At 69.5% G+C, this 12,040-nt stretch carries 11 protein-coding genes; 6 read left to right on the plus strand and 5 right to left on the minus strand.

Features of this window, described 5'->3' with window-relative positions:
* Positions 1-42: 42 nt before the first annotated feature.
* Positions 43-1,056: a diguanylate cyclase gene (locus AC6LJ9_RS17095; protein WP_498148490.1), complete on the plus strand. Its 1,014-nt coding sequence runs from the start codon at positions 43-45 to the stop codon at positions 1,054-1,056.
* A gap of 38 nt (positions 1,057-1,094) precedes the next feature.
* Here AC6LJ9_RS17095 and AC6LJ9_RS17100 read toward each other — a convergent pair whose 3' ends face one another.
* From AC6LJ9_RS17100 to AC6LJ9_RS17120, 5 genes are all read right to left on the minus strand, one after another.
* A complete protein-coding gene (locus tag AC6LJ9_RS17100) occupies positions 1,095-2,750 on the minus strand; it encodes an ABC transporter permease (protein ID WP_498148491.1) in 1,656 nt (551 codons plus the stop codon).
* A gap of 231 nt (positions 2,751-2,981) precedes the next feature.
* The gene (locus AC6LJ9_RS17105) at positions 2,982-3,914 is read right to left on the minus strand and encodes an ABC transporter substrate-binding protein (protein ID WP_498148492.1); all 933 of its coding nucleotides are present in this window, start codon (positions 3,912-3,914) and stop codon (positions 2,982-2,984) included.
* A gap of 92 nt (positions 3,915-4,006) precedes the next feature.
* A complete protein-coding gene (locus AC6LJ9_RS17110) occupies positions 4,007-4,771 on the minus strand; it encodes an ABC transporter ATP-binding protein (RefSeq protein ID WP_498148493.1) in 765 nt (254 codons plus the stop codon).
* On the minus strand, positions 4,768-5,883 hold the full coding sequence (locus AC6LJ9_RS17115; RefSeq protein WP_498148494.1) for a porin: 1,116 nt from the start codon (positions 5,881-5,883) through the stop codon (positions 4,768-4,770). Before AC6LJ9_RS17115 ends, AC6LJ9_RS17110 begins: the two co-directional genes overlap by 4 nt.
* Before the next feature lie 76 nt (positions 5,884-5,959).
* Positions 5,960-6,439 carry an Lrp/AsnC family transcriptional regulator gene (locus tag AC6LJ9_RS17120; RefSeq protein WP_212317658.1) on the minus strand — a complete coding sequence of 160 codons (480 nt, stop codon included), beginning with the start codon at positions 6,437-6,439 and terminating at the stop codon, positions 5,960-5,962.
* A gap of 179 nt (positions 6,440-6,618) precedes the next feature.
* Here AC6LJ9_RS17120 and AC6LJ9_RS17125 point away from each other — a divergent pair, with 179 nt between their 5' ends.
* The 5 genes from AC6LJ9_RS17125 to AC6LJ9_RS17145 all read left to right on the plus strand — a co-directional run bounded on the left by AC6LJ9_RS17125 (position 6,619) and on the right by AC6LJ9_RS17145 (position 12,016).
* On the plus strand, positions 6,619-7,905 hold the full coding sequence (locus AC6LJ9_RS17125; RefSeq protein WP_498148495.1) for a cystathionine gamma-synthase family protein: 1,287 nt from the start codon (positions 6,619-6,621) through the stop codon (positions 7,903-7,905).
* Between the two features lie 124 nt (positions 7,906-8,029).
* On the plus strand, positions 8,030-8,923 hold the full coding sequence (locus AC6LJ9_RS17130) for a MurR/RpiR family transcriptional regulator (RefSeq protein ID WP_498148496.1): 894 nt from the start codon (positions 8,030-8,032) through the stop codon (positions 8,921-8,923).
* A 64-nt stretch (positions 8,924-8,987) separates the two neighbouring features.
* On the plus strand, positions 8,988-10,007 hold the full coding sequence (locus AC6LJ9_RS17135; RefSeq protein WP_498148497.1) for a Bug family tripartite tricarboxylate transporter substrate binding protein: 1,020 nt from the start codon (positions 8,988-8,990) through the stop codon (positions 10,005-10,007).
* A gap of 2 nt (positions 10,008-10,009) precedes the next feature.
* Entirely contained in the window at positions 10,010-11,464 is a 1,455-nt protein-coding gene (locus tag AC6LJ9_RS17140; protein WP_498148498.1) for a M81 family metallopeptidase, read from the plus strand.
* An 87-nt stretch (positions 11,465-11,551) separates the two neighbouring features.
* Positions 11,552-12,016, plus strand: coding sequence for a MarR family winged helix-turn-helix transcriptional regulator (locus AC6LJ9_RS17145; protein WP_498148499.1), 465 nt, complete (start codon positions 11,552-11,554; stop codon positions 12,014-12,016).
* Positions 12,017-12,040 lie beyond the last annotated feature (24 nt).

Below are 12,040 nucleotides of genomic sequence, written 5' to 3' on the forward strand. Positions count from 1 at the left end.
GCGCGCAAAGCAAGACAAAGTACGTAATTCAAGGAAAGCACCATGCACCCTCCCATAGACAGCCCGATCACGGCCGACCTGAATTCGCATGCCGCCATGGTCCTGCTGGTGGACGACCAGGTCATGGTCGCCGAAGCCATCAGGCGGGCCCTGTCCACGGAAGGCAACATCGACTTCCACTATTGCTCGGACCCGTACAAGGCGCTGACCGTGGCCATCCAGACCCGGCCCACGGTGATCCTGCAGGATCTGGTGCTGCCGGGCGTGGACGGGCTGAGCCTGGTCAAGGAATACCGCAACCATCCGGTCACGCGCGACATCCCCATCATCGTGCTGTCCACCAAGGAAGACCCAGCCATCAAGAGCGCGGCGTTCTCCTCCGGCGCCAATGACTACCTGGTCAAGCTGCCCGATTCCATCGAGCTGGTGGCGCGCATCCGCTACCACTCGCGCTCCTACCTGGCGCTGGTGCAACGCGACGAGGCCTACCAGGCGCTGCGCCAGAGCCAGCAGCAGCTGCTGGAAAGCAATATGGAACTGCGCCGCCTGACCAATTCCGACGGCCTGACCGGGCTGGGCAACCGCCGCTATTTCGACGAATACCTGAACGCCGAATGGCAGCGCGCGCGCCGCGATGGCCGCGAGATCAGCATGTTGATGATCGATGTGGACCACTTCAAGTCCTACAACGACACCTACGGCCACATCGCCGGCGACGAAGCGCTCAAGCGCGTGGCCAACACCATCTTCGCCAGCTGCGACCGCTCGACCGATCTGGCGGCGCGCTTCGGCGGCGAGGAGTTCGCCCTGGTACTGCCCGGCACGCCGGCCGGCAGCGCGCGCCTGGTGGCCGAGAAGCTGCGCCGCGCGGTGGAAGCCATGCAGATCCCGCAGAAGGACTCGGGCGGCGGCCCCTGGCTCACGATCAGCGTGGGCACGGCCACGGCGCTGCCCGCCGAAGACCAGCCTTGCACCGACCTGATCCAGGTGGCCGACCGTGGCCTCTACCAGGCCAAGCGCCAGGGCCGCAACCGCGTGGTGCAGGGCGCGCTGTAGCCCGCCTGCCGGCGGCCGGGGCAAGCGGATGACGCGAGCTAATCCGCGCCGCGCCGCCGGATGATGCTGGCGACCAGCATCAGCGTCAGGCTGGCCGCCACGGCCACCGTCGCCATGGCCATGCCTTCGCCTACCGAACCCTGCTCGAACTGGCGCCATACATAGATCGACACCGTCTGCACGCCGGCCGGCGCCAGCAGCAGCGACGTGACCAGTTCGCGCGAGGCCACCGCGAACACCATCAGCATGGACGCCGCCAGCCCCGGCAGCACCAGCGGCAGCACGATGCGCCGCAAGGCGCGCGCGGCGCTGGCGCCGTGCACGCGCGCCGCCGCTTCCAGGTTGGGGCCGATCTGCGCCAGCGCCGCGCCGACGTAGCGCACGGGGTAGGGCAGCAGCAGGCAGGTATAGGACAGCAGCAGGATGCCCCAGGTGCCATAGGGCGTGGCCGGCCAGAAGGGCTGGTTCCAGGCCAGGATCAGGCCCACGCCCACCACCACGCCGGGCAGCGCCGCCGGCAGCAGCGCCAGTCCGTCGATGGCGGCGGCGCCGGGCACGTGGCGGCCGGCCACGCACCAGGCCGCCAGCAGGCCGACCGAGCCGGCCAGCAGCGCGGTGCCGGCGGCCAGCGACAGGCTGGTGGACAGCGCGTCCCAGGCCTCGCCGCGCGCCTGGAACAGCGCGCTGAAATTGGCCAGTGTCAGGTTGGCGAGCGACAGCCCGCCGGACAGGTTGCGCGTCAGCGCCGCCGCCAGCATGGACGCCAGCGGCGCGGCCACCGCCGCCAGCGCGACCAGCGCGAACAGCAGCAGCACGGGCAGACGCCAGGCGCCCAGCTCGGCCTGCGCCAGCGGCGCGGGCTTGCCGGTGGTGGTCTCGAAGCCGCGGCCGGCGAGCAGCGCGCGCTGCACCGCGAAGGCGGTCAGCGCCAGCGCCACCAGCACCAGCGACAGCAGCGCCGCGCCGGGCAGGTCGATGGGCCAGTCGGCCAGGCGGCGCTCGATGGCGGTGGTCAGCACGTTGACGCCGGACTGCGCGCCCAGCGCCGCCGGCACGCCGTATTCCTCGATGGCCAGCGTGAAGGCCAGCAGCAGGCTGGCGCCGATGGCCGGCAGCGACAGCGGCAGCGTGACGCGGAAGAAGCCGCGCCACGGCCCCGCGCCAAAGACCCGCGCCGCCTCGGTCAGCCGAGAGCCCGAGGCCGCCATGCTGCGCGACACGGCGAAGTACACCACCGGAAAGATCGCCAGTCCCATCACCAGCGCCACGCCGGTGGACGAGAACAGCAGCGGTCCGAGGTGCCAGCCCGCCAGCTGTTGCAGGAAACCGCGCGGCTGTAGCGCCATGGTCCAGGACAGGGCCGCGATATAGGGCGGCAGCAGGAAGGGGATGAGAAACAGCAGATCCCACAGCCGCGCCAGCGGCAGGCGGAACAGGCCGCGCAACGCGCCCAGCGGGATGCCGATGACGGCGCTGACCGCCGCCACGGACAGGCCCAGCTTCAGCGTGCCGCCGACCAGCGCCAGCGTGCCGGGCTGCGACAGCACCGCGCCCCAGGCGCCGAAGGGATCGCCCAGCGAGCCTTCGGCCAGTCGCGGAAACACGGCCTGCAGGACGACAAAGGCCACGGGCAGCGCGACGAGCACGCCCAGGGCGGCCACGGTGGCGGCCGCCAGGATGAATACGCTCTTCATGATTGCTCGGTTGTTATTGCACGGGTACTCCACCCGCACAGCATGCAAGGGAATACAGAATTACGACATTCGACGATGCCCCCTCAAGCGGGGCAGCGCGGAGCCGGCTTTGCCGGGCCGCAGCCGCGCCCCCTGGGGGGAAGCGCGGAGCGCTTCGGGTGGGGGCCACCTTTTCGGGCCGCAGCCGCGCCCCTGGGGGGAGCGCGTAGCGCTTCGGGGGGGGCACAACCCCTATTGGCTAAAGATGCGGGCGAAGCGGGCGAGAATCTCGGCCCGCGACGCGCTGGACGCGCCCTGGGCCTCGGGCAGCAGCGCCAGCTCCTTGAACAGCGGGCGCTTGGCCGCCACGTCCTGGCGCGCCGGCATCAGCCAGGCGTCGGCCACGGCGCGCTGGCCTTCCTCGGACAGCACGTAGTCGATGAACTTGCGCGCCTCGTCGGGCTGGCGCGCGGTCTTGAGGATCATCATGGGGCGCGGCGCGATGGCGGTGCCGCCTGCCGGGAAGATCACCTTCACCGACTCGCCCTTTTCGACGCTGGCGTAGGACACATAGTCCACCGCGCCGAACACGGCGGCCTTGGCGCCCTGCAGCACCGGCGTCAGCGCCTGGGCATTGGGGCCGGAAATGGTCATGCCGTTGTCGCGCAGCGTCTCGAACAGCTTCCACGCCGCCTCGCCCTGGGCGTTCTGCAGGCCCAACAGCAGGTCCAGCGAGGCGCCGGACAGCGCCGGGTCGGGCATGGTCACCGCCTGCTTGAAGCCGGGGCCGGTCAGGTCGGCCCAGTCGCGCGGCTCGGGCGTGCCGCTCTTGGTGTTCCAGACAATGCCCAGCGCCGAGATGCCCTGGGCCACATAGGACGGCGCCTTGAAGCGCGCCGGCACCTGGGCCGCGTTGGGGCTTTCGTAGGGCAGCAGCCAGCCGCGCTGGTCCAGGTCCTGGGCGGTGTCCCACGAGGCCGAGATCAGCACGTCGGCGCGCGGGTTGGCGGCCTCGGCTTCGAGCCGCGCCATGACCTTGCCGGTGGTGGCCTGGAACACGTCGACCTTGATGCCGGTCTTTTCCTGGAAGCCGGCGGCCAGTTGCTTGATCAGGCCGCCGGGGCCGGCGGTGTATACGGTGAGCGCCTTGGCCGGTACTGCGGCCAATCCGAGCGTGAAGGTCATGAAGAGCGATGCGAGAAGTTTGGGGGAATTCAAGAGATTCATTCTAATCGTCCGTAGTAGTGGGGCGCGATTCGCAGCGCTTGCAGCGGGCGCTACGCTGCGGGGCCACGCGGATCCGGCTCTGCCGGTCCGCAGTGGCGCCCCCTGGAGGGGGAAGCGCGCAGCGCTTCGGGGGTGGGCACTATTTGGCCGTGCTTCATGCGCGCGATCACGTGCGCCAGCGCATGGGCTTCCTGGTGGTCGTGGGTCACATAGACGGCGGTGGCGCCCAGGCGGCGCAGCAACGCGCCAATCTCGGCGCAGAGCGTTTCGCGCAGGTCGCGGTCCAGGTTGGACAGCGGCTCGTCGAACAGCAGCAGGCGCGGGCGGGCGACGATGGCGCGGGCCAGCGCGACGCGCTGCTGCTGGCCGCCGGACAGCTGGGACGGGCGGCGCCCGGCCAGCGCTTCCAGCCCGACCAGCGCCAGCGCCTCGGCGACCCGCCCGGGCCGCTCGCGCCGTGGCACGCCGCGCATTTCCAGCGGAAAGCCGACGTTCTGCGCCACGCTCATGTGCGGCCACAAGGCGTAGTCCTGGAACACCATGCCCAGGCCGCGCGCTTCGGGCGGATCGTGGCGGCGGCCGTCGAACGCGGTCTGGCCGCCGATGCTGATGCTGCCGGACTGCGGGCGCAGCAGCCCGGCCAGGGCCTTGAGCAGCGTGCTCTTGCCGCAGCCCGACGGGCCCAGCAGGGCCAGCACCGTGCCGGCCGGCACGTCCAGGTCCACGCCGTCGAGCACGGTGTGGCCGTTATAGGCGTGGCGCAGGCCGCGCACGGCGATGGCCGCGCCGCCCGATTCAGGGGCGGGCGCGTTCAAAACCGGTGCCGCAGGCCGAGGTTCAGGCCGAACTGGTTCTTGCCCGGCTCGACGTTGGCGCCGTACTTGCCGCCCAGCAGGCTGAGCGCGGCCTTGTCGTCGTTGATCACGTAGGCGGCCACCGCGTACAGCGTGGTGCGCTTGGACAGGTCATGCTCGCTGCCCAGCACGAACATGGTGGACTTCTGGCCGGAGCCGGCGGCCTGCGCGGCCGGGCAGACGGCGTTGTTCATGTCGTCGCAGACGGCGTCGTCCAGGTGATAGGCGGCGAAGGACAGGCGTGTGTCCTGGCGCGGCAGGTAGGTCGCGCCCAGCCAGGTCATGTTGTTCTTGTAGTTGCGTCGCGCCAGCTTCTGTTCGAGCCAGCGATAGCCGGCGTAGAGCTGCAGGCCGTCGAAGTCATAGGACAGTGCGGCGATCACGCGGTCTTCGCGGTTGCCGCTGTCGGCGCCGGTCTTGGGCTTGTCGGCGTTCTTGCCGTGATACAGCAGCCCGGCGTCCAGGCCGCCCGACTTGTAACGCAGGCCGCCGCCGACCATGCGGCCCAGGCTGCGGTCGCTGAAGGACTGGTCGTTGTTCCAGCCGAAGCTGTAGTACGCGCCCACCGAGACCGGGCCGAACTTGCCCACGTACATCGCGGTGTTGTCGCTGCGGTCGGAGAAGGCGGGGTCGGGGCGCTTGATCGAGAAGTTGGCGTTGTCGAACGGGTTGTACTTGCTCATCCATTCGATCATCAGCGTGTTGTGGCGGCCCAGCGTGAAGCGGCCCCAGTCCTTGCTGGACAGGCCCACATAGGCCTGGCGACCGAACAGGCGGTCGCCCTGCATGGTCTGGCCGTTGCTGGAGTCGAAGCCGTTTTCCAGCGTGAAGATGGCGGACAGGCCGCCGCCCAGGTCCTCGGAGCCGCGCAGGCCCCAGCGCGAACCGCTCAGGTTACCCGTGCTCATGCCCGTCTTGCCGTGGCCGCCCGGGCCATTGCTGACGTATTGCAGGCCGGTGTCGATCAGGCCATACAGGGTGACGGTGGGGGAGGCTGCCCGGACGGGCGTGGCGGCGAGCGCCAGAGCGGACAGGCAGGCGCCAGCCGCCGCGATGCGGAGAGTCGATTTCATGAAAGGAGTCCTCTTTGGGATTCAATCGGAATCGACACTCTAGGCGGCGCTGGCTACATCCAGATGACATCGCCCCTCAGAGATGCAGCCGGGTCGAGGACTTGACCTCGTGCATGGACAACATGCTGAGCAGTTCCTTCACGCCGGGCAGCGTGCGCAGCCGGTTGCGCAGGAATTCGGAATAGGCGTCGAAGTCGCGCGCCATGATGTGCAGCAGGTAGTCGTGCTGGCCGGTGGTGTTGTGGCAGGCCAGGACCTCGGGCATGGCGAGCACGCTGGCCTCGAAGGCCTGGCAGGTCTTTTCCGTGTGGTTCTCCAGCGAGATGCTGACGAAGGCCACCACGCCCATGCCCAGCGCGCGGCGGTCCAGCACGGCCTGATAGCCGCGGATCACGCCGGACGATTCCAGGCGCTTGAGCCGCTTCCAGCAAGGCGAGGCCGACAGCGACACGCGCTCGGCCAGCTCGGCGTTGGACAGGCGCCCATCTTCTTGAAGGATTTTCATGATTTTCCAATCGATCGCGTCAAGTTGATGTAACAAGGCAGTGTCTTTCATTGAAATCGCCGTAAAGGAAAGGGTCTTTCCCATTATCCATTCATGACAATTCAAATGGAAAGAATATTACGGGCGCGCACGCCCATACTTCAGTGCACCCCGAGCCCGCCGGCGCTATCGTTTTCCGAGCACTACGCGCCCGCCCGGCAGGCCGGTCCCATCCGATACTGAGGCACAGCATGAGCTATTCGAACTACCACAAGAAAGACATCTTCGGCCGTCCCCTGCACGCCGAGACGCAGATGATGTCCTACGGTTTCGACCCCTTCCTGTCCGAAGGCGCGGTCAAGCCGCCGGTGTTCCTGACGTCCACCTTCGCGTTCCGCTCGGCCGAGGACGGCGCCGAGTTCTTTGATCTGGTGTCGGGCCGCAAGCCCCTGCCGCAAGGCGAGTCGGCCGGCCTGGTGTACAGCCGCTTCAACCATCCCAACCTGGAAATCGTCGAGGACCGCCTGTCGCTGCTGGACGGCTCCGAGGCGGCCGCCGTGACATCCAGCGGCATGTCGGCGATCAGCGCCGTGTTCCTGGCCTTCCTGCGGCCCGGCGACCAGCTGGTGCAGTCGGTGCCGCTGTATGGCGGCACCGAGACGCTGATCTCCAAGATCTTCCCCGAGTGGGGCGTCGCCTCGCATCCGGTGCGCGACTGCCTGTCGGCGGCCAGCATGCGCGAGGCGCTGGAAGCGGCCGCGGCCAAGGGGCCGGTGAAGCTGTTCTTCGTCGAGACGCCGGCCAATCCCACCAACTCGCTGGTCGACTTCGCCGCCATGAAGGCCGAGCTGGACGCCTTCGAATCGCGCCACGGCTATCGCCCGATCTCGGTGTGCGACAACACGCTGCTCGGCCCCATCTTCCAGAAGCCGGCCGAGCACGGCGTGGACCTGTGCGTGTATTCGCTGACCAAGTATGTCGGCGGCCACAGCGATCTGGTGGCCGGCGGCGTCACCGGCGGCAAGGAGCTGATCAAGAAGGTGCGCGCCATCCGTAGCGCCTTTGGCTCGCAGCTGGATCCGCATTCCTGCTGGATGATCACGCGCTCGATGGAAACCGTGGTGCTGCGCATGAAGCAGGCCGCCCGCAGCGCCGGCAAGGTGGCGCAGTGGCTGGCCGGCAATCCGCATGAGCCGGTGCGCATCTACCACCCGGAACTGATCGCCGATGCCGCCTACCAGGACGTGTACAAGCGCCAATGCAGCGGCGCGGGCTCGACCTTCGCCTTCGTGCTGGACGGCGGCCGCGCCAAGGCCTTCCGCATCATCAACGCGCTGCGCCTGTTCAAGTCGGCGGTGAGCCTGGGCGGCACGGAATCGCTGGTCTGCCATCCGGCCTCGACCACGCACTCGGGCGTGCCGGCGGCCGAGCGCGACGCGGCCGGCGTGTCCGAAGGGCTGATCCGCGTCTCCATCGGCCTGGAGCACGAGGAAGACCTGATCGCCGACATGGATCAGGCGTTCCGCAGCCTGGCCTGAGGCGGCGGGCGAGGGTAGCGGCGCGCGGGCGCGCGCGCCGCGCCCTAAGCGTTTTCCCCAGCGCCGCTTGGCCGCGCGCACTGGTACATTTGTACCGTCACGGTACAAATGTGTAGAAGGCAGGATGCAGATCCAGGAACTGATGGCCTTGATCGAGGCCCAAGTCCCCGCGCTGGGCGTCGAGTTGCAGCGCGCCGCCGCCTGGGTGGCGCGCAACCCGCGCGACGCGGGTCTGCTGTCGATGCGCCAGCAGGCCGCGCAGGCGGGCGTGTCGCCCAACAGCATGGCGCGTCTGGCGCAGGCGCTGGGCTACGACGGCTACGGCCCGTTCCGGCAGGTGTTCCAGGACGCGCTGGGGCATGGCGCGCCGGCCTACAAGGAACGCGTGCGCCGGCTGCAAGGCGAAACCGCCAGCCAGTTCGATGACGCGCTGCTGCGCACGCACCTGGACAATGCGCGCTCGCCCACGGTGGCCAATGCGCCCAAGGACATCGCGCGGGCCGTGCAGCGCATGCGCGCGGCGCGGCGCCTCTATTTCCTGGGCACGCGGTCCTGCTTCGCCATCAGCTATCACTTCGCCTACGCGTACAGCATGATCGCCGGCAACGGCGTGCTGGTGCATGGACTGGGCGGCACCTATCCCGACCAGCTCGACGCCGCCGGGCCGGAGGACCTGCTGGTCTGCGTCACGCAGAATCCCTATGGACGCCAGGCGCTGGAAGCGGCGCGGGATTGCCGCCAGGCCGGCGTGCCGGTGCTGGCGCTGACCGACAGCCCGCTGGCGCCGATCCAGGCCCACGCCACGCAGGCCTTGCTGTTCGATGCTGGCACGCCGTCCTATTTCCATTCGATGGTGGGATCGCTGGCGCTGGTCGAGCGGCTGCTGGCCAAGCTGGCCGTCGCCGGCGGCGAGGCCGCGCAACAGCGCATCGACGCCTTCGAGCGGCGGCTGGAAGCGTCCAGCGCCTATTTCGGCGGCCCTTCGCCGACCCCGCGCCGAGGTGCCAGGAAAACATGACCGGATTGCGCGCCGCCGGCCGCGCCTGAGGCCGGCGCATCCTCACCACGTTTCAAGGCTTATCGTGTCCCGACAGCAGATTCCCACCCTGGCGCCCGCGCCGTCGCTTTCCCGTCGCCGCTTCAGTCTTTGCATGGCGCTGGCGGCCGCTGGCCTGGTCGGACCCGCCGCGTCGCGGGCGCAGGACGCGGCCAAGCGGCCGCCGATCCGTCTGGTCGTGCCCTTCGCGGCGGGCGGCACGACCGACGTGCTGGCCCGCCTGCTGGCCGAGGAACTGCGCGCGGTCCTGGGACAGCCGGTGCTGGTCGAGAACAAGGGCGGGGCGGGCGGCAACATCGGCGCCGCCGAAGTGGCGCGCGCGGCCGGCGACGGCGCGACGCTCATGATGGCCACGCCCGGCCCGCTGGCGGTGAACCAGTATCTCTATCCCAAGCCGGGCTACAACGCCGAAAAGGATTTCGCCGCCATCAACAACGTGGCCTTCGTGGCCAACGTGCTGATGGCCAGCTCCCAGAGCGGCATCCGCTCATTGCGGGAACTGATCGCCCGCGCCCAGGCCGAGCCGGGCCGCATCACCTACGGCAGCGCGGGCGTGGGCAGCACCAGCCATCTGGCGGGCGAACTGCTCAAGGCCGCCGCCGGCATCGACCTGACCCATGTGCCGTACAAGGGCGTGGCTCGGGCCATGAACGACCTGCTGGGCGGGCAGATCGACCTGATGTTCGACAATCTGCCGACCGCGCTGGCGCATATCCAGTCGGGCAAGGTGACGGCGCTGGGCGTCAGCTCGCCGGCGCCCGCCACGGCGCTGCCGGACGTGCCGGCCATCGCCTCGCGCTTGCCGGGCTATGAGATCGAATCCTGGTTCGGCATCGTCGGCCCGGCGTCCCTGCCGGCGCGGGAAGTCGCGCGATTGGCGGACGCCATCGGCCAGGCCTTGCAACGTCCGGCGCTGCGCCAGCGCATCGAGGCGCTGGGCGCGCGCGTGGACGGCGCGGGCAGCCAGGCCTACGCCGCCTTCATCGCGTCCGAACAGCGCAAGTTCAAGCAGCTCATCGCCAGCGCCAATATCCGGATGGAATGAACATGACGCGACGCAAGCGGCTGGCGGTGGCGCGGTTCTGGTACGAGGGCAACGCCTTCTGCCTGCAGCCGGCCGGGCGCGAGGATTTCGAGCGCCGCGAATGGCTGCGCGGCCAGGCGGGCCTGGACGCCGCGCGCGGCAAGGCCACCGAGCTGGCGGCCGTCGCGGATTTCCAGGACAGCCGCGCGGACTGGGAGGTCCGCGCCTCGCGCTGTGCCTCGGCCCAGCCGGCCGGCCCCGTGCCGCAGCCGTTCTTCCAGGCATACGTGGACGAGGTGCTGGACGATCTGCGCGGCCAGCACTGGGACGCCATCTACCTGAGCCTGCACGGCGCCTGCATCACCGACGCGGACGGCAGCCCGGAATTGAGCCTGCTGCGCGCCATACGCGCCGAGCATCCACGCGTCCCGATCGGCGCCAGCTTCGACCTGCACGCCAATATCCCGCCGGCCTTGCCGCCGCTGCTGTCGTGCAGCGCCAGCTACCGGACCTATCCGCACATCGACATGCGCGAGACGGCCGCGCGCTGCCTTGAGCAGCTGATCGCCATCGCCGAGGGCGCGAGCCGTCCCGTCGCCGCGTTCCGCAATGGCGGCGCGTGGCTGCAAAGCGCCAACATGCGCACCGACGCCGGGCCCATGGCGGATCTGCAGGCGCTGGCGCGCGCCGGCACGGTCGGGCCAGTGCGGGACATCGCGCTGCATGGCGGCTTTCCCTATGCCAATTCACCGCACAGCGGCGCGTCGGTATGGGTCTGGGCGGACACCGGCGAGGGGGCGGCGCGGGCGCTGGACGAGATCTACGCGGCCTATGAGGCGCGCTTCGCCGACTTCGAGCCCGAGCTCATCGCGCCGGCCGACGGCATCCGTCAGGCCCTGCGGACGCCGGGCCTGGTGGCGGTGACGGACCCGGCGGACAACCCGCTGTCCGGCGGCATCGGCGACACGCCCGCGCTGCTGGCGGCCTTGCTGGCCGCCGGCCTGGAAGAACCCAGCGTCTATGCCAGCCTGGCCGATCCGGGCGTGGTCGAACGCGCCCGCGCGGCGGGCGAGGGCGCCACGCTGGACCTGCGCCTGGGCGGGCGGCGCACGCCGCTGTATGGTGAGCCGGTGGCGCTGCGCGCGCGCGTGCTGCGCTACACCGACGGCGTCTTCGTCAACAGCGGCCCGATGGAAACGGGACTGGCCGTGCACTGCGGGCCGACCGTGGTGCTGGCCGTGGGCGAGGCGCAGCTCATCGTCACCACGCACGTCGCGCCGTGCAACGACCCGGCCTTTTTTGATCTACATGGCATCGACCTGGCGCGCACCCGCCTGCTGTGTGTGAAGGCCAAGAACCATTTCCGCGCCGCCTTCGCCGGCCGGTGCCGGCGCATCGTGGATATCGATGCGCCGGGGCCGGCGATGCTGGATTTGCGGGCGCTCAGGCGGATGGTTGGCGCGGCGGGCGCCGGCTAGCGCGGACAGCGCCGATCTGCCTGTCTTCCAAATTGACAACCAGTTTCCAATATTGGAAACTGGTTGTCAATTCTATGGGAGATACTGGTGAAGCAGAATAAGTCCGATATCCTGACCGATCTGGTCCTGGCGGTGTTCCGGCTGAATGGCGCGATGATCAACTGGGGCGACGATTTCAGCGCGTCCGCCGGCCTGAGCAGCGCTCGCTGGCAGATGCTGGGCGCCATCGCCCTGGCCGAGCGGCCCTTGTCCGCGCCGCAGATCGCCGAGCGGATGGGGGTGACGCGGCAGGGCGCGCAGAAGCAGCTCAACCTGCTGGCCGAAGCCGGCTTGATCGAGTTGATCGCCAATCCCGGCCACAAGCGCTCGCCGCTGCATGCGCTGACGGTCGAGGGCAGCCGCGTCTACCAGTCGATCGATGCGCGCTGGCGTGGCCATGCCGAACAGGTGGCCGCGCGCTTTGGTCGCGAGGATTTGGCCACGGCGCGCGAACTGCTGGCGGCGCTGACGGCGCTGCACGCGGCGGCGCCAGGAGAGCGCGATGCGGAATAGAGCGATTCTGGGCAGGCTGCATAT

This window comes from Achromobacter sp. 1011811831 (assembly GCF_059760905.1).